Origin of the sequence: Nocardia sp. NPDC060249, assembly GCF_042728755.1 — a bacterium.
In the GTDB taxonomy this organism is placed as follows: Bacteria; Actinomycetota; Actinomycetes; order Mycobacteriales; family Mycobacteriaceae; genus Nocardia.
This window is the reverse complement of the sequence record NZ_JBHXAQ010000001.1, coordinates 1,610,967-1,627,908: the sequence shown is the minus strand read 5'-3', so window position 1 is coordinate 1,627,908 and position 16,942 is coordinate 1,610,967. Positions and strand designations below refer to the sequence as shown.

The following is a 16,942-nucleotide window of genomic DNA, read 5'->3' as shown; positions in this document are numbered from 1 at the left end:
GCCGGGCCTGCCCGGCGCGACCATACGTCTCGACCAGCGTGCACAATCGGATGGATCTGCTGGTCTACTCGAGTAGCCTGGCAGGAGCAGTAACGGTGGTCAAAGGTTGCGATCCGCGTGCGTCGATCACTACCGCGGCGCGCATTCGGGCCCGGGGACATTGCGGGGGCGCGAGTTGTCGACACCGATCTGATCCAGGGCTGTGCCTTTCGATCCCGACGCGCGAAAACGTCTACCGGGCAGCCGAATCATGATTGCGTAATCTCATCCGAACGCGACGGTCCACCGATCGCGTTCGGCAACAGCTCGAACCGACCGAAGTGCAGGAGCGCACCCATGACTGCCCAAGACTGGCGGCACAACGGTGTCCGGGTGATCACGGCGGATCAGCTCGATCCCAACACCGCGCAAACACCCGGAATGGAGCGGGCGTCCGCGATCGATGTTGCCCGGGTCGGTGCGCAGAAGATCTGGGCCGGGACCGTCACGATTCATCCGGACGCCAAGACCGGCGCACACCATCACGGCGCGCTCGAGAGTGTCATCTACGTGATCCGCGGCCGCGCCCGGATGCGATGGGGCGAGCAGCTGGAATTCGTGGCAGAGGCGGGGCCGGGCGACTTCATCTTCGTGCCGCCGTATGTCCCGCACCAGGAGATCAACGCCAGCACCCACGAACCCCTGGAATGCGTGCTGGTGCGCAGCGACAGCGAAGCCGTCGTCGTCAATCTCGAGATCGAGCCGGTCGAGAAGCCCGAAGCCGTGCAGTGGATCGACCCCATCCACCGGCCATAGCCCGCAAGCGTTCTCGGCTGCTCAGTCGAGACAGAACTCGTTGCCCTCGATATCGCGCATCACCAGGCACGACTCGTTGACACCGTCGGCACGCAGTAGTTGCACCCGTTCCGCGCCGAGCGCGACCAGTCGCGCGCATTCGGACTCGAGTGCCGCCACGCGTTCCTCACCCACCAGCCCGGTGCCGACCCGCACGTCGAGATGCACCCGATTCTTCACGACCTTCCCCTCGGGCACCCGCTGGAAATACAGGCGTGGGCCCACGCCTGACGGGTCGATACACGCTGAACCCCGGTGCTCGTACCCCAATACCTCGGACCAGAAGTGAGCGACGCGCTCCGGTGCCGCGCAGTCGAAGGTGACTTGGATCTGTTTGACCGACGCCATCGGTCCACCATAGAGACGTCGCCTTCCGCCGTCTGCACTTCGAATCGCCCCGCGCACAAGGCGATACACACGTTCGGCGGGCGCGGTGCGCGTCGGCCCCGGGTACGCCGCTAGCCCCGCATCGCCGCAGCCAGCTCTTCACAGAGCGCATCCAGTCCGGATGCGGGGATTCGAGGCGCGTCCGGGGAATCGACGTCGTGCCACGGTACATCTCGTGCGGTGCTGACAGGCCGGGTGAAGATGTGCTGGTGAAGGTGGATACCGGCCGCGCTCAGTCCCGCGACGAACGTGAAGACGTGGGCGGGTTCGAGAACCTGGCGCAGGGCGCCGATCGATGAGCGGACAGCGCGGGCGAAGGCGACCGTCTCGTCGTCATCGAGCAAATCGAGGGACGCAACGTGGCGACGAGGCTCGACGAACAGATAGCCCGGCCGCGCCCACTCGCCATGGGCGGGCCGGTGGGTCACCACCACGAGGTCGTCGAGATGGATCACCGGGCTCACCAGTGGTCCGGTCCCATTGTGTTTGTCGCAGATCACGCACCCCCACATACCGGCGACGATACCGCGACAAGACACGTTGACAGTCCGGCTCCCCCTCACCGTCGCGGGCACCCACGATCTGGAACGAGAGCGTCGGTGGCTCCCGAGAATCGCACCCGCGCTGGGGGTCACGATCCCCATCATGGTCGCCATGGGCTCTCCGGCCGAGGGATACCCTTGGCCTTGGGCGGTGCACCAGTGGATCGACGGTGAAACTCCGGTCGAAGGCCGTCTCGCCCAGCCGATACAGCTGGCCCACGACCTGGCCGAGTTCGTGACGGCGATGCGCAAGGTCGGCTCGGACTCCGGGCCCGCCGCCTACCGCGGCGCCCCGCTCGTCACCGTCGATCGACGCACGCGCGCCGCGATCGGGGACCTGAGCCACACCGGCGAGCCGTTCGACGCTGCCGCTGCCACCTCCGCGTGGGAGCAAGCCCTCGCCGCGACGCCCTGGACCGCGGCGCCCTGTTGGCTGCACTCGGATCTGATGCCCAGCAACCTGCTCCTCACCGCAGGCAGACTGACCGGAGTACTCGACTTCGCCACCACCGGCGTCGGCGACCTGATCCCCACATGGAATCTGCTGCCGCACTCCGCCAGAGAGGTTTTCCGCAATGCCGTCGACGTCGACGACGCCACAGTGGAGTCGCGGGCGCGGCTGGGCACTGTCCATGGCAGTCATACAGCTCCCGGACTACTGAGCCACCAATCCGATCATCGCCGCCAACGCCCGCCACACCATCGACGAAATCCTCGACGGCGCTGATCCCCGTTGGGCTCTGGTCATCCCGACAACCGGCCGAAGCACAGGTTCAGGCTATGAGCAAGCGAAGGCCGAGATCTGTTGCCTCGAGACCGGCGAGGTCACCATTGCGCTCGGCCCACCGCCCCGAGGCGAGATCGTCGCGAAGGCTGCGCACCGCCCGGTGCTCGACCTCCTGTCCGACCCTCGTCCAGGTCGATACCGCACGGCGCACATGGTCCTCCAAATACGCTCTGGGGCGGCGCCAATACGCCTCGAACAGACCATCGGTGCAGTCCCACGGAATGGGCACCGGCTCCGCGACAGCGCCGATCGGCTCGGCCATCGCCGCCAGCGAGGGAAAGTCGGCGAGGAGGTCGCCGAACTCGGGCAGATAGTCGCGGGTCAGCCAGAACCGGTCCCGCCATCCCGGCTCGCAGGCGTCGAACGTGAGCACCACGACCCGGCGGGCCACGCGCCGCATCTCGCGCAGCCCGCCGATCGGGTCGCGCCAGTGATGAACGGTGGAGACGGCCATCGCCGCATCGAAGGACTGGTCGGCGAACGGCAGCCTTTCGGCCGCGGCAGCCACGCACGGCGCAGAGCCGGCGGGCCGCTGCGCCCGCATCACCGCCGACGGTTCGACGGCGGTCACGTCGCGGTCGTAGGGCTCGTAGGATCCGGTCCCCGCACCGACATTCAGCACCGTCCGCGCGTCACCGAGCCCAGCCCAGATCTGTGCGGCGATCCGGGGGTCGGTGCGCCGTGTGGAGGTGTACGCGCTACCGATCGTGTCGTAGAGCCGTGCGCCGAACATCCCCAGTTGCTCCTGTGGACTCACCGTGACTCCCTTCGCCCGTGCCTCGAGTTCTCTGTCGATGGCAGCGACCATGGCGTCGGTCTGATCGCGCCGTGCAACCAGCAGGCCGCGTAGTCGGCGCAGGTGCGCGATCGGATCGGTGGACACGTCACCGACCAGGTCGGCGATCTCACTCAGCCCGAAACCCAAGCGCCGGTAGGCCAGTACCTCGCGGAGTCGCTCCACATCACCGGGTGAGTAGGTTCGGTACCCGGCCGCCGTTCGTTCTGCCGGCCGAACCAGTCCGATTTCGTCGTAGTAGTGCAGGGTGCGCACGCTCACGCCCGCCAACTCGGCCACACGCCCTACGGTCAGGTGCTCCTCCACGGGATCGACTATGCGGCCTCACGCCACGTGAGAGTCAAGCGACGGCGCCTGCGGCCAGTGCCGGTTCTCGGAAACTGCGTCGATCGAGTTGGTGTTGCTGTCTTCGGCCATCGCCGTGCTCTGGGTTGCCGCGCAGGGTGGTTTCCGCGGTCGCCGGAACCTCATCACGGTGCCGAAGCGAATTGCTGCCGGATGAACAGGCGAACAAGAAGCAGCATCGGTCAGGACACGCGACGCGCGACGAGGGGGAACGGCTGTCGAATTCGCTAGTGTCAGGGGTCATGTTGCGAATCATCCGGAGAGTGAGCTATATCGCATCAGCGCTGGCCTTACTGTCGCAGCCGACCGCACATGCCGATACCGTCAATCTGCCTCCGCACGAGAAGACTTTCGAGTCGGATATGGGCAGTTTCACCGTCGGCACACACGACGAAGTCATCTATCGAATCGCGCCGTTGAACGGCTCCCCCACCAGCCGTGAGGCGCTGGTCTCCACTGTTGCGTACGGGCGACTCGACGGGCAGGCCGAGGGCGTGCTCAGGACCGGATACTCCGTCGCCTGTGCGGCCAGGATCGATGCCGTGCTCCCCGGCATCGATCCCACCACCGAATTCGACCTCCAGGGGCCGCAACAGAACTCCGCGACGGAGCAGGTGCAGCGGCAGGCGACGGAGCAAGCGCAGTCGCAGACCCTCGAGCAGTCGAGTACCGGCGAGTCGGTGCAGTCCCAGACGCAGGAGTCCGGGCAGGTGCAGGAGTTCGAGTCGGGACAGGTGCAGGAGTACAACGGCTTCGTTCCCTCCATCGCGTTGGACCCGGGTCTTTTCCTGGAATTGGAACTGCAACCCGGCGACATCACCAACGTCGATATCGGCGAAGGCAAGCCGCTCATTCCGGGTAAGACCGTGCGGATCGTGACCCGCGACTTCCACATCAAAGTCGACAATTGCGCGGGCCCGGCCACCATCCGCCAATACACCTACGTGCAAACCAGAACTCCCGAAGTCGACGACAGCGGAGCGGTGTTCGGCGATGCCACCGGACTGTAGCCCTTCGACGAGAAACCGAGGAGTTTCGCGAGGCACTGCCTGCTGAAGCAGGTCGCGGAGGGCCTGCTGGTCCACCAGAGCGAGCTGACTCCGGGCAATGTCTGCGGTCTTCGTGAACACTCGATGCCATGGAACCCCTCGTGCCCGACACCGAACCGATGCTGGTGACCACGCTCGATGCCTGGCGGTCGGGAGGTGATCAGTTGCCCGTCGACGACGACCGGACTGCCTGGGCGGCAGACGACGAGTCCGCGCTTCTGGTCGCCGATGCACTGCCCGCGAGCGCACAGATCCTCGTCGTCACCCCGCACGAGATGTCGCCGACCGCCGGGCACCTGCCCGTCAGGAAGGTGCGGTGGGCCCGGCGCGGCCCGGCGGGCCGCCATACCGAACTGCTGCACCGGCCATCGACCGCGGAAACCCTGGACCTGCTGCCGCATCCCGAAGGCGGCTGGTTTCGCGAAACCTGGCGCAGTCCGCACACCTTCGCCCCCACTGATTATCCGGGACCGCGCGCTGCCGCGACCGGCATCCTGTTCCTGCTCCCCGAGCACGAACAGTCGATCTGGCATGCGGTGCGCTCCGACGAACTCTGGATGTGGCACCGCGGCGGACCACTGGAACTCGTGCTGGGCGGCGACGGCGAGACCCCCACCACGACCGAGACCGTGCTCCTCGGGCCCGCCATCGAGGCGGGGCACCGCGTGCAGCAACTCATCCCGGCGGGTCATTGGCAGGCGGCCCGGCCCTGTGGTGGTGAGGAGGTATTGGTGAGCTGCGTAGTCGCACCGGGCTTCGATTTCGAGGATTTCCGGAGCTGAACCCGATTTTCCTCGCCTGGAAATGGTGAATGCGCGGCGCGCCGTTCCGCTGTTACCGGGTTGCTGATTGATTCCTCGGTGCGCAGGGAGCAGAGTTGCGGTACACAGCGCGACACCATCCCTCCTGAGCACACGTTGATCGGAGAATCATGGGACACCGGACGAGTTTCGCAGTGTTCGTCGCGACCGCGAGTTTGGTCATCGCCACGGGCTGCGGGACGTCGTCGGATTCCGGCGGCAGTGCCACCAGCACGTCGGCCGGTTCGCGAGCCGAGCCCGCCTACGCCACCACCCTCCGGCCGGTGATCACCCAGCTCATGAAGGACAACGTCATTCCCGGTGCTGTCGTGGTCGTCAAATCGCCGAAGGAGGGCGATTGGACGGAGACGTTCGGCACCCGCGTCATCGGTGCCGACGACCCCATGTCGGTGGACGACTACTTCCGCATTGCCAGCAACACCAAAACTATGACATCAACGGTCATTCTGCAGTTGGTGCAGGAGGGCAAGCTCGCACTCGACGACCCGATTGCCGAATATTGGCCGGATGTGCCGAACGGGGATGAGATCACCATCGCTCAGCTCTCCGAAATGCGAAGCGGGCTCTACAGTTACACGTTCGATCCGCAATTCAACGCCATGCTCGACAGTGACCCGAACAAGGTGTGGACACCCGAGGAATTGCTGGCGATCGCCTTCTCCCACCCGGTTAATTTCGCACCGGGGGAGAAATTCGATTACAGCAATACCAACATCATCCTGCTCGGCCTGGTCATCGAGAAGATCACGAAGATGTCGGCCGCCGAGAATTTCCAGCAGCGGATCTTCGAACCGCTCGGCCTGAAGCACACTTCGCTGCCCGCGGCGGCGGACCACTCGATCCCCGATCCGCACCCGCAGGGCTACGCGTTCGGCACCAATGTCTCGACCATCGACACGTTCGCCCTGCCGCCCGAAGAACAGGCCGCCGCTCTCGCGGGCACACTGCAACCCAGCAACGCGACCGACGCGAGCCCGTCGTGGACGTGGACCGCGGGGGCCGCGATTTCGACAGTCGATGATGTCGCCAGGTATGTGCGGGCCCTCGTCGAGGGTGAACTGCTGGACGAGACGATGCAGCGTACTCGGATGGACAGCATCCAGCCGATCGATCCGGCCGCCCCCGAGGTCGCCGGATACGGGCTCGGCATCATCCGATTCGGGTTGCATCTGTTCGGGCACGACGGTCAGATGCCCGGGTACATGACCTTCATGGGCCATGACCCGGAGTCGGACCTCACGATCGTGGTCGCCACGAACCTCGCGACCGTTCCGTCGGGCGAGGGTTCGGCGCTGGTGCTGGTGAAGGCCATGCTGCCGGTGTTCTACGGTAACGAAGCGGTGCCGGGCAACCCGGCCGCGCCGAACACCGGCGCGACGACCGCGCCCACCACGCCCGCCGGACCGACCACGACGGGCCGGTGACGATACCGCGGAGAGAGGGAGGTGTCATCGGCAGTGTCCGCTCGACGGTTCGCCCGGCAATGGGCCACACATCTGGCTGCGGTGACCACCCCGGTACGCGGAGAAGACGAACTCGTCGAGGTCCTCGAAAATCTCCTGGACCGTGTGCTGATCTCGCTGACCGACCCCGCAGGGGATCCCACCGTCGGCGAGAACCTCGGGATCGCCGTCGCCGATCTCGGTTTTCGCTCCCCCGACGTCATCGATGCCTCGCTGCCGACCCTGCGTGACATCTGTCGGCACGCCGGAGCGACACCCGAGGTTCTGACGAGCCTGGCCTCGCGATTCGGTCTCGGCGTCGGGCGCGGTCTCACCGCTGAATCGGTGGCGTCGCACGCCGCCGACGGTTTCGAAATCGCGTTCCGCCACGCGTCGGTGGCCATCTCCATCGGCGACGCCCGAGGCCGCATCATCGACGCCAATCCGGCCTTCGAACGCCTGATGGGGTACCCGCTCGACCAGCTACGGGGACTCGACGGCTTCGCCCTGGCAGGCGACACCGCCGACACCGAGCGCCGGCGCATCTTCACCGAACTCGCCGGCGCCGATTCGGGCACCGTGCGGTTCGAAAGCGAACAGTCTCGCCCGGACGGAACGATGCGGTGGGTCGGCTGGACGATCACCCAGTGCGTCTCGGCCGACGGCGAACGGGCTTACATGCTCGGCTTCGGCCAGGACCTCACCGAACAGCACACCGCCGCACAACGACTGCAGTGGCAGGCCCACCACGACCCGCTCACCGGCCTGACCAACCGGCGTGGCCTGCACACCGCGCTGCACGCGCTCGTCGGCGACGCCCACCCCGGGCAATACGCGGCGGTGTGCGCACTCGATGTCGACGGGTTCAAAGCGGTCAACGACACCTACGGACATGCCGTGGGCGATCAGCTTCTCGTCGAGCTCGCCGAACGCCTGCGGCGATGCGCGAGCACCGATCAGGAGTTGCTCGCTCGCCTCGGCGGCGACGAGTTCATCGTGGTGCTCCCCCCGTCCGCGGTCGACCGAGCGCGCAAGACCGTCGATCTGCTCCACGCCGCGGTCGTCGATCCGTTCGCCCTCCCCCACGGAGCGGTATCGATATCGGTCAGCATCGGCGCGGTGGTGACGCCGTTGACCGGCAGACGCGTTCACGAACTGCTCGCCGAGGCCGATGACTGCCTCTACCAGGCCAAGGCGCTGGGCAAGAACCGGTGGATCCTGCGCACCGACGAGACCGACGCGCCGGACGGACCCGGGATACCGCGCTGAGATTCCCGCGGCCCCCGGGCGCGGGGCGGTGGGTCAGAGGGCGATTCCGTCGAACATCAGCCGCTGTATCGCGCCGCTGAGCTGTCGTTGCTTTTCGGGCGGCTCGCTCGCGTCGGTGATGCCGCGTTCGGCGGCATCCCTCGCACCGGCGATCACCCCGGCCAGGAGCATGCCCATCACCGCCTGCGCCGTGTGGTCGACATCGAGGTCGGCGCGCAGGTACCCGCGTTCGATCCCGTGTTCGAGGTAACCGGCCGTGAGTGCGTTGGCCGAGTCGAGCACGCTGAACATTCGTTTGTTCAGTTCGGCGTCGACGCCGACCGTTCCGGTGAACAGGAACCGGGGAATGCGCGGGTCGGAGTACAGGATGTCGGTCAGGCCGTCGGCGATGCGGCCGACCTGGGCGCGGTAGTCGTCGAGGGTTTCCGCGGCGGCGGGGGCGTTGTCGGTCGCCAAGGCTTCCAGCACGCGACCGAACAGATCGTCCACGACGTGGTCGATGATGTCGCGCTTGTTCTGGAAGTACCGGTAGAAGGTGCCGTGGCCGATCCCCAGTCGCGTGGCGATATCGGCGATCGAGGTGTCGTGGTAGCCGCTCGTCGCGAAGCAATCGAAGGCGGCGTCGATGATGTCGCGGCGGGTTTCCTCGCGCATGCGTTCCGCGCGCTGAGCGCGTCTGTCTCCGAGTGCCTCTGGTCCGACCACGCCTGCGATGATAGCCTCCGTCAAAGTTGAGTGACACTTCATTCCGTAAGTAGAATGACGTGTCAGTCCACCAAGTGTCGACAGAACAAAGGAGTTCGTCATGCGTGACCCGAAGATCGTCATCATCGGCGCCGGCGTCGCCGGTATCACCGCCGGTGTGATCTTCAAGCAGGCCGGCTTCGAGAACTTCGTGATCCTGGAGAAGGGCTCCGATGTCGGCGGGGTCTGGCATTGGAACCGTTATCCCGGACTGACCTGCGATGTTCCCTCGCAGATCTATCAGTTCGGCTTCGCCCCCAAGCCCGACTGGTCACAGATCTGGGCCACCGGTGGCGAGATCCAGCGCTACCACCGCGACGTGGTCGAGCAGTTCGGTCTGACCAAGCATCTGACGCTGAACAGTGAGGTCACCGACGCCGTTCACGGCACCGACGGGTGGACCGTCACCCTCGCGGGCGGCCGAGAGATCCGGGCGGACTTCCTCATCGCCGCCACCGGCGTGCTGCACCACCCCTTCACTCCCGACATCCCGGGCGCCGATCGGTTCACCGGTGCGGTCGTGCACACCGCCCGCTGGGACGACGCGATCGAGACCGTCGGCAAGCGCATCGCGGTGATCGGCAGCGGGTCCACCGGCGTGCAGGTGGTCTCCGCGCTCCAACCACAGGCCGCGAAACTCACCCAGTTCACCCGCACTCCCCAGTGGGTGCTCTGGGCTCCGATGGGTCTGCCGCAGCCGCGACTGTTCGCCAAGCTCCTCGCTGCCGCGCCCGCCGCGCACCGGCAGCTCTACGCCATGCTGTTGTGGGGCTCGGGCATCCTCGCCGATATCGCGTTGAAGCCGACATGGCGACGCCGCGCCGCCCAACGACTCGCCCGGTGGTCGCTGACCACCCAGGTGCGCGACCGACAGCTTCGAGCGGCGTTGACCCCCGACTACGAACCGTTCTGCAAACGGCAGGTCCTCTCCGGCACCTATCACCGCGCGATCGGCGCCGGCAACGCGGCATTGGTGACCGAAGCGATCAGCGAGATCACCGAAACCGGGATCCGCACCGCGGACGGCACCCACCACGACCTCGACGTGATCGTCTACGCCACCGGCTTCCACCCACACAACTACATGCGCCCGATGAACCTGCGCGGCCGCGACGGACTGAGCATCGACGACGCCTGGGCGAAGGGTCCGCGCGCCTACCGGATGACCGCGATCCCCGGCTTCCCGAACCTGTTCACCGTGCTGGGCCCGAACTCACCGACCGGGTCGATCTCGCTGCAGTACTCCGCGGAACTGACGGCCCGCTACATCACGCAGTGGCTGAAACGCTTCCGCGACAACGAGTTCGACACCGTGGAGGTGACCGAGGAGGCAACCGTCCGGTTCAACGACGCCGTCGCCGAGGCCATGGGCCCGACCGTGTGGAACACCGGGTGCAACTCCTGGTACTTCACCGACGAGAACACCATCGACCTGTGGCCGTTCGACCGCACGACGATGACCACCCTGCTCACCGAACCCGACGACCGCGACTATCTGATCGCTCACCAGGATGGAACTCTGTGATGACGACACGACACGTCGACGTCTCGGCAAAGGCGAACTCCTCTACGGCGTACTGACGTTCGACCGGATCGCCGCGCCCACGCCAGGATGTGGATCGTCCTAAGGGAAGGTTAGGAACCGCCCGCGGCGCTTCCCTTCGGCATGTGAGCGCCGACACAGTGGTCTCCGACGGCGCAATGCCGCGCCGATAGAGGAGGGTCCAAGGTGACAACGACACAGGCCGGTGGTGAACGGCGAGTCGTGGCGAACGTGCTGCGCGGCTCGATCGGCAACCTCGTCGAGTGGTACGACTGGTACGTCTACGCCGCGTTCAGCGTGTACTTCGCGAAGGCGTTCTTCCCGGACGGCGACCCCACCGCGCAGCTGCTGTCGACGGCGGCGGTGTTCGCGGTCGGGTTCATCATGCGCCCGATCGGTGGCTGGGCACTCGGGCGCTACGCCGACCGGTTCGGCCGCCGCTCCGCCCTCACCCTGTCGGTGACCGTGATGGCCGCGGGTTCGCTGATGATCGCGGTGACACCCGGATTCCAGACCATCGGTATCGCGGCGCCGGTGTTGCTGCTCATGGCGCGGCTGCTGCAGGGGCTGTCGGTCGGCGGTGAGTACGCCACCAGCGCTACGTATCTGTCCGAGGTCGCGTCCCCGGGCCGGCGCGGGTTCTACTCGAGCTTCCAGTACGTGACGCTGGTCGCGGGCCAGCTCGTCGCGCTGGGCGTGCAGATCATCCTGCAGCAGATGCTCTCGTCCGAGCAGATGTACAGCTGGGGCTGGCGCATTCCGTTCCTGATCGGTTCCGGTGGCGCGATCGTGGTGATGCTGTTGCGACGCGGCATGGACGAGTCGGACTCGTTCAAGGCCATGGAGAAGACGGCCGAGACCGGCAAGGCGGCCGCGAGCAGCTCACGCGGTTCGCTGCGGGTCCTGCTGCAGTACCCGCGGGAATGTCTGCTGGTGGTCGGACTGACCCTGGGCGGAACCGTGGCGTTCTACACCTACACGACCTACATGCAGAAGTTCATGATCAACACCTCGGGCATCTCCAAGGACACCGTGGCCTGGATCAACTTCGTCGCGCTGCTGGTGTTCGTGGTGCTCCAGCCGATCGCGGGTGGCCTGTCGGACCGGATCGGCCGCCGCAGACTGCTCATCTTCTTCGGTGTCGCCGGCACCGTGCTGACCGTGCCGATCATGACGGCGCTCGCGCACACCGCCAACGCACTCGCGGCCTTCGGCCTGATGATGACCGCGCTGGTGATCGTCACCGGCTACACCTCGATCAACTCGATCGTGAAGGCCGAGCTGTTCCCCACCAAGATCCGCGCGCTCGGTGTCGGGCTGCCGTACGCGCTGACGGTCGCCATCTTCGGTGGTACCGCGGAGATGATCGCGCTGGCGTTGAAGAAGGCGGGCCTCGAGTCGCTCTACTTCTTCTATGTCGCCGGATGTATCGCGATCTCGCTGATCACCTACTACTTCATGCGGGAGACCTCGGCCGAGTCGACCATCGACGCCGACGACGTCGTCGATACCGGTGCGGTCGAGCCGGAACGGACGATGGCCGCCGTGCGTGGCTGACCGTCCGGAACACGGGCCGGTCCTGCCGCTATGGGAGGATCGGCGCGTGCGGCTTGCGGTGGTCGAGGACGACGACGGAGTGGGCGACGCCCTGGTAGAGGCGCTCACCGCGCGCGGCTACCGGGCCGAGCGCCTGCGCCGTGGCGCCGATCTGCTCATCGCCCACCGCGACTTCGACGCCGTACTCCTCGACCTCGGCCTGCCCGATGCGGACGGGTTGCAGGTCCTGCGTCAGCTGCGTGAGGTCAGCACGATCCCGGTGTTGATCCTGACCGCCCGCAGCGACGAACGCTCCATCGTGCGGGGTTTGCGAGGCGGCGCGGACGACTATGTGGTCAAGCCGCCGCGGATCGCCGAGCTGATGGCGCGGCTCGAGACCGTGCTGCGCCGGGCCGCGGCCGTCGCCACACAGACCAGGACCGAAGTCGTCACCGGTGACGTCCGGGTGGATCTGCGAGCCAGAGTCGTCGAGGTGGCCGGTGCCCCGATCGCGCTCACCCAGAAGGAGTTCGAGCTCGTCGAGGTCCTGGTGGAACGGCCGGGCGCCGCGGTGAGCAGGCAGCAGCTGATGGACCGCATCTGGGGAGACGCGTTCGTCGCGGTCTCGCGCTCGCTCGATGTCCATATGACGGGGCTGCGCGCCAAACTCAGCCGGCCCGGCTTGATCACCACCATTCGCGGCTACGGGTATCGGTGGGGCGAGTGAGCGCCGAAGGACCGGTATGCGCCGCAGACTGCTGATCGCCCTCACCGTCTTCGCGGCGCTCGCCGTGCTGGCTTTCGCGATTCCGCTGTCGCTGACCGCCGCCACCAGCCGAACCCAGGAGCTGGTGCTCGGCCGGTCCGGTGACGCCGACCGTTTCGCGACCCTCGCGGACGCGGCGGGATCGGCGGGCGGGGTGCAGGCACTGGCCGCCGAGGTCGGCCGCTATCACGAGCTGTACGGGGAGAACGTCCTGGTCGTGGATGCGCGCGGGGCACCGATCGTCAACGCCGGAGTCGAGGTGAGCGATCCGCGGATCCGGGCCGCGGTGGCCTCGGCTCGCCGCAACCAGCGCCCGCAGCAGGTGGACCGGCTGATGCCGTGGAGCGCTCCGGTCATGCTCATCGCTCGCCCTGTCGGCACCGGCGTGCAGGTCAACGGCGCCGTCGTGATCGAGGCGTCGACCGCCGCGGCGCGCGCGACGATCGCCCGGGTGTGGGCGGTGATCGCGGTGGGCGGACTCGCCGCGATGGTGGTCTTCGTGCTGCTGGCGCTGGTCCTGAGCCGTTGGGTGCTGCGCCCGCTGGCCGCCATGTCGGACGCGGTCGCCGAACTCACCGCGACGCTGCCGAAGCCACGGGGCCGCGCCCCGATCACCAAGAACTACGGTGGCCCGCCGGAGGTCCGTGACCTCGCCGAATCCGTCGACGCCATGGCCACCGCTGTGGCCGATTCCGTCGACGCGCAACACCAGCTCGTCGCCGATACCGCCCATGCCATGCGAAACCCACTCGCCGCCTTGATGATTCGTCTCGACTCACTGGAATACGCGGTTCCCGGCCAGGCGTCGGCGACCTTCCGCGGCGCGACCGCGGAAGGAGAACGACTGACCGCGCTCCTCGACGATCTGCTGGAGCTGGCCGTGGCGCAAGCGCCCGCCTCCTTCGGCACGGCGGCATCCGCCGAGGAGCGGTGTGACCCGGCGCAGGTCGTGGCCGACCGCATCGACGCGTGGGCGTCGGCGTTCGACGACGCGGAGATGCGGTTGACCACCGCACTCCGACCCGAGGGATCCGTCTCGGCGATGTCGACCAGCTCTGCGCCGCCGGGTAATGGCGAGGGTCGCGGCAACCACAGCGCGGCGGCGATCAGTTCGGCCGCGCTCGCCCAGATTCTCGATGTGGCGCTGAGCAATTCGTGCCGGTACGCGGGATCCGGCGCGCACACGGTAGTCGGGGTGCGCGAGGAACCGGGCTGGGTGACGGTCCGGGTCGCCGACGACGGGACAGGCGTCGCGCCGGACGAACTCGGCAAACTCACGACACGGTTCTTCCGCGGTTCCACCGCGACCGCGGGCGGAACGGGACTCGGCCTGTCGATCGCGCAGGCGCTGGCCACGGCGTGGGGCGCGACATTGACGGTCGAGGCGGTGCGCCCGCACGGGCTCGCCGTGACAGTTCGGGTGCCGGTGGTGGCGCGATGAGCGGTGGACCGCTGATGTCACGTCGCCGGATGCTGACGTTGGCCGCATTCGTGTCGGCGAGCGTGGCCGGGTGCGGCGCGAACGATCGAACAACGGTGCGACTGGCCTCGGGTGAGGACGGTGGCTTCTACTACGCCTTCGCGCGGCTGCTGGCCGCCGCGGCCGCCGGCGACACCGACACTGTGCGCATCGAACCGGTGGAAACCGCTGGATCGCAACAGAATCTCCGGATGATCGCCGATGGCGACGTCGACACCGCACTGGCGCTGGCGGATTCGGCGAGCGACTTCGGTGGGCGCGTGGTGGCACTCGGTCGCGTCTACGAGAACTATCTCCAGTTGGCGGTCCGCGCCGACGGTCCGATCCACGAGGTCGCCGACCTGCGCGGGCGCCGAGTCAATCTCGGTGCCGCGGGTTCGGGAGCCGCGGTCACCGGTCAGCGATTGCTGACAACGGCCGGGCTCGATCCGACCGTCGATGTCGTGGTCGAGCATCGCCCGCTGCGCGAGGCCGCGCAACGGTTGACCGACGGCGTCATCGACGCGTTGCTGTGGGCAGGTGGTGTGCCGACCGCCGCGCTCGCCGTACCCGATCCCCTGCGACTGATCGACCTCGGCGGCCTCGCCGCACCTATGCGAGAGCGATACGGCCCCGTCTACGACCGGGTCGCCATTCCCGCCGACGCCTATCCGGGCAGCCCGGCGGTGCACACGATCGGCGTCGCCAACCTTCTCCTCGCCGCTGCCACCCTGCCCGACGAGACCGCGGCCGCCATCGTCGACCTGCTGGTCCGGCACGCGGACGCGCTCGTCCCGGCCGAGGCCGCGGGCACCCAGTTCCTCGACGGCCGATTCCTGATCGGCACCGGAACCGTCCCGCTGCACCCTGGAGCGGCCGAGGTCTACCGTCGCTGGCACGGCTGAACCCACAGATAGTAAGGTTTGCCTTGCCTTATTGAATATGGTCTAGTGATCGCGAACCGGTAGCCACGTGCGGAGGAGAATCGTGATCGCGAAGCAGGATCGACCGGACCCCGCCCTCACCCGACGCCGATTCTTCGCGGTGGCGGGGGCGGTCGGGGTGAGTGCGAGCCTCGCGGCGTGCGGGGGCGGCACCGGCGATGGACGCGACAACACCGGCAGCTGGGAGTTTCCCGATGGCCGTGGCGGCACCGTGCGCACGGAGGGGACACCGGGCCGGGTGGTCGCGTTCACCGGTTCGGCGGGCGCGCTGGCCGATTACGGAGTGCGCGAGCCCATCGTGGGCATTTTCGGCGAAGCGCGTGACCGCGATCTGCTGGGCGACCTCGATCCGGGCTCGCTGACCGTCGTCGGAGACGCCTGGGGTCAGTTCGACATCGAGAAGTACGCGACACTCGAGCCCGATCTGCTCGTCACCGATTCCTATGTGCCGGGCCGACTCTGGTACATCCCCGACGACAACCTGACCAAGATCGAATCGGCGAACCCGAATGTGATCGCCGTGGAGATCGCCGGTCAGCGACTCCCCGACATCATCGCGCGCTACCGCGCCCTGGCCGCGGCGCTCGGCGCCGATACCGCCGGACCGGCGGTATCGGCCGCGCAGCAGCGCTTCGACGCCGCGTCCCAGGCGGTGCGAGACGCCGTGGCGGCGCGCCCCGGCCTGCGCGTACTCGCCGCCTCGGCAACCCCCGAACTCTTCTACGCCTCCGACCCCCGCGCCTCGGCGGAACTGAGCTACTTCACCGAACTCGGCCTCGATTTCGTCGTCCCCGACCAGGTGGATCCCGGCGGCTACTTCCAATCACTGAGCTGGGAGACCGCCGACCGGTATCACGCCGATGTGATCTTGCTCGACGACCGCACCTCGGGCCTACAGCCGGCCGCGCTCGCCGACCGGCCGGTCTGGCGCAGCCTGGCCGCGGTCACGGCCGGACAGGTCGCACCGTGGTCGCCGATCTTCCGCTTCTCCCACGCCGCCACCGCTCCCCTGCTGGAACGACTGGCCACCACGATCCGGGACGCGAAGAAGGTCCGCTGACCGACCTTTGTTTGCCGAACCCGCAAATTCGCGTGCCAGATCGTGGCCGCCTCGGCGAAACTGGGCGCGCCCGCTCACCCATCACGCCGCCTGACGTCGGCGGCAGAGGAAAGGTGACCACTGTGCCCAGCACAACGCGCCGCCGCCGGGACAGCCCGCCCCCGCGGACGGGAAGCGATGAGATCGAGGTTCTGCGCGGATTCCTCGACTACCTGCGGACCTCGATCGTCGCGAAGGTCATCGGCGCCCCCGAACCTCGAGTACGGACGGCCGCGGTGCCGTCGGGCACCAACCTGCTCGGGCTGCTCGAGCACCTGACCTTCGTCGAACGCTCGATGTTCCTCGGGGAGAACGTGACCGACTGGCAGGCGACGTTTCATGCCCCGGCGACAGACAACGTCACTGACGTCGTCGCCCACTACCGGGCCGCGGTCGAGCAGGCGAACGAAGTACTCGACGGCTGCACCGATCTCGGCGCGCCGCTGCCCCGACCGCTACCGGGCCGCCGCGCTCCCAGCGTGCGCTGGGCGCTCACCCACATGATCGAGGAAACCGGCCGGCACGCAGGCCACGCCGACATCCTGCGCGAACTGATCGACGGCGCCACCGGCCGCTGAC

Annotated in this window: 17 protein-coding genes; 13 read left to right on the top strand and 4 right to left on the bottom strand. The window is 67.5% G+C overall.

Annotated features, from left to right (window positions below):
• Nucleotides 1-336 precede the first annotated feature (336 nt).
• Nucleotides 337-795, top strand: coding sequence for a cupin domain-containing protein (locus tag ACFWFP_RS07395; RefSeq protein WP_379293669.1), 459 nt, complete (start codon nt 337-339; stop codon nt 793-795).
• Nucleotides 796-816: 21 nt separating this feature from the next.
• On the opposite strand, the gene ACFWFP_RS07390 is transcribed toward ACFWFP_RS07395, so the two are convergent.
• On the bottom strand, nt 817-1,182 hold the full coding sequence (locus tag ACFWFP_RS07390) for a VOC family protein (RefSeq protein WP_379293668.1): 366 nt from the start codon (nt 1,180-1,182) through the stop codon (nt 817-819).
• 110 nt (nt 1,183-1,292) lie between these two features.
• Entirely contained in the window at nt 1,293-1,676 is a 384-nt protein-coding gene (locus ACFWFP_RS07385; RefSeq protein ID WP_379293667.1) for an HIT family protein, read from the bottom strand.
• A gap of 25 nt (nt 1,677-1,701) precedes the next feature.
• Here ACFWFP_RS07385 and ACFWFP_RS07380 point away from each other — a divergent pair, with 25 nt between their 5' ends.
• Nucleotides 1,702-2,490 (top strand): aminoglycoside phosphotransferase family protein, encoded by a 789-nt coding sequence (locus ACFWFP_RS07380; RefSeq protein ID WP_379293666.1) that lies wholly within the window; start codon nt 1,702-1,704, stop codon nt 2,488-2,490.
• Nucleotides 2,491-2,536: 46 nt separating this feature from the next.
• On the opposite strand, the gene ACFWFP_RS07375 is transcribed toward ACFWFP_RS07380, so the two are convergent.
• Nucleotides 2,537-3,652 (bottom strand): MerR family transcriptional regulator, encoded by a 1,116-nt coding sequence (locus ACFWFP_RS07375; RefSeq protein WP_379293665.1) that lies wholly within the window; start codon nt 3,650-3,652, stop codon nt 2,537-2,539.
• A 302-nt stretch (nt 3,653-3,954) separates the two neighbouring features.
• Between ACFWFP_RS07375 and ACFWFP_RS07370 the strand changes: the two genes are divergently transcribed.
• The 4 genes from ACFWFP_RS07370 (at nt 3,955) to ACFWFP_RS07355 (ending at nt 8,272) form a co-directional block, all read left to right on the top strand.
• Nucleotides 3,955-4,701, top strand: coding sequence for an MspA family porin (locus ACFWFP_RS07370; RefSeq protein WP_379293664.1), 747 nt, complete (start codon nt 3,955-3,957; stop codon nt 4,699-4,701).
• A gap of 314 nt (nt 4,702-5,015) precedes the next feature.
• Complete coding sequence (locus tag ACFWFP_RS07365; RefSeq protein WP_379293800.1) at nt 5,016-5,522, top strand: cupin domain-containing protein; 507 nt, start codon at nt 5,016-5,018, stop codon at nt 5,520-5,522.
• Between the two features lie 149 nt (nt 5,523-5,671).
• Nucleotides 5,672-6,985 (top strand): serine hydrolase domain-containing protein, encoded by a 1,314-nt coding sequence (locus ACFWFP_RS07360; protein ID WP_379293663.1) that lies wholly within the window; start codon nt 5,672-5,674, stop codon nt 6,983-6,985.
• Between the two features lie 33 nt (nt 6,986-7,018).
• Nucleotides 7,019-8,272: a diguanylate cyclase domain-containing protein gene (locus ACFWFP_RS07355; protein ID WP_379293662.1), complete on the top strand. Its 1,254-nt coding sequence runs from the start codon at nt 7,019-7,021 to the stop codon at nt 8,270-8,272.
• A gap of 33 nt (nt 8,273-8,305) precedes the next feature.
• Here the strand turns inward: ACFWFP_RS07355 and ACFWFP_RS07350 are convergent, their stop codons facing one another.
• A complete protein-coding gene (locus ACFWFP_RS07350) occupies nt 8,306-8,977 on the bottom strand; it encodes a TetR/AcrR family transcriptional regulator (protein ID WP_379293661.1) in 672 nt (223 codons plus the stop codon).
• 100 nt (nt 8,978-9,077) lie between these two features.
• Between ACFWFP_RS07350 and ACFWFP_RS07345 the strand changes: the two genes are divergently transcribed.
• The 7 genes from ACFWFP_RS07345 to ACFWFP_RS07315 all read left to right on the top strand — a co-directional run bounded on the left by ACFWFP_RS07345 (nt 9,078) and on the right by ACFWFP_RS07315 (nt 16,941).
• Nucleotides 9,078-10,541, top strand: coding sequence for a flavin-containing monooxygenase (locus ACFWFP_RS07345; protein WP_379293660.1), 1,464 nt, complete (start codon nt 9,078-9,080; stop codon nt 10,539-10,541).
• A gap of 204 nt (nt 10,542-10,745) precedes the next feature.
• Complete coding sequence (locus ACFWFP_RS07340; RefSeq protein ID WP_379293659.1) at nt 10,746-12,116, top strand: MFS transporter; 1,371 nt, start codon at nt 10,746-10,748, stop codon at nt 12,114-12,116.
• A gap of 46 nt (nt 12,117-12,162) precedes the next feature.
• A complete protein-coding gene (locus ACFWFP_RS07335; protein ID WP_379293658.1) occupies nt 12,163-12,822 on the top strand; it encodes a response regulator transcription factor in 660 nt (219 codons plus the stop codon).
• Between the two features lie 16 nt (nt 12,823-12,838).
• Entirely contained in the window at nt 12,839-14,302 is a 1,464-nt protein-coding gene (locus ACFWFP_RS07330; RefSeq protein ID WP_379293657.1) for a sensor histidine kinase, read from the top strand.
• Complete coding sequence (locus ACFWFP_RS07325; RefSeq protein ID WP_379293656.1) at nt 14,299-15,225, top strand: TAXI family TRAP transporter solute-binding subunit; 927 nt, start codon at nt 14,299-14,301, stop codon at nt 15,223-15,225. The genes ACFWFP_RS07330 and ACFWFP_RS07325 overlap by 4 nt, the downstream gene beginning before the upstream one ends.
• A gap of 82 nt (nt 15,226-15,307) precedes the next feature.
• Nucleotides 15,308-16,324: an ABC transporter substrate-binding protein gene (locus ACFWFP_RS07320; RefSeq protein ID WP_379293655.1), complete on the top strand. Its 1,017-nt coding sequence runs from the start codon at nt 15,308-15,310 to the stop codon at nt 16,322-16,324.
• Nucleotides 16,325-16,446: 122 nt separating this feature from the next.
• A complete protein-coding gene (locus ACFWFP_RS07315; RefSeq protein WP_379293654.1) occupies nt 16,447-16,941 on the top strand; it encodes a DinB family protein in 495 nt (164 codons plus the stop codon).
• Nucleotide 16,942 lies beyond the last annotated feature (1 nt).

Coding starts and splice junctions, on each gene's coding strand:
- ACFWFP_RS07390 (WP_379293668.1), bottom strand. CDS start 1,182: ATGGCGTCGGTCAAACAGATCCAAGTCACCTTCGACTGCGCGGCACCG.
- ACFWFP_RS07365 (WP_379293800.1), top strand. CDS start 5,016: ATGTCGCCGACCGCCGGGCACCTGCCCGTCAGGAAGGTGCGGTGGGCC.
- ACFWFP_RS07395 (WP_379293669.1), top strand. CDS start 337: ATGACTGCCCAAGACTGGCGGCACAACGGTGTCCGGGTGATCACGGCG.
- ACFWFP_RS07325 (WP_379293656.1), top strand. CDS start 14,299: ATGAGCGGTGGACCGCTGATGTCACGTCGCCGGATGCTGACGTTGGCC.
- ACFWFP_RS07330 (WP_379293657.1), top strand. CDS start 12,839: ATGCGCCGCAGACTGCTGATCGCCCTCACCGTCTTCGCGGCGCTCGCC.
- ACFWFP_RS07360 (WP_379293663.1), top strand. CDS start 5,672: ATGGGACACCGGACGAGTTTCGCAGTGTTCGTCGCGACCGCGAGTTTG.
- ACFWFP_RS07345 (WP_379293660.1), top strand. CDS start 9,078: ATGCGTGACCCGAAGATCGTCATCATCGGCGCCGGCGTCGCCGGTATC.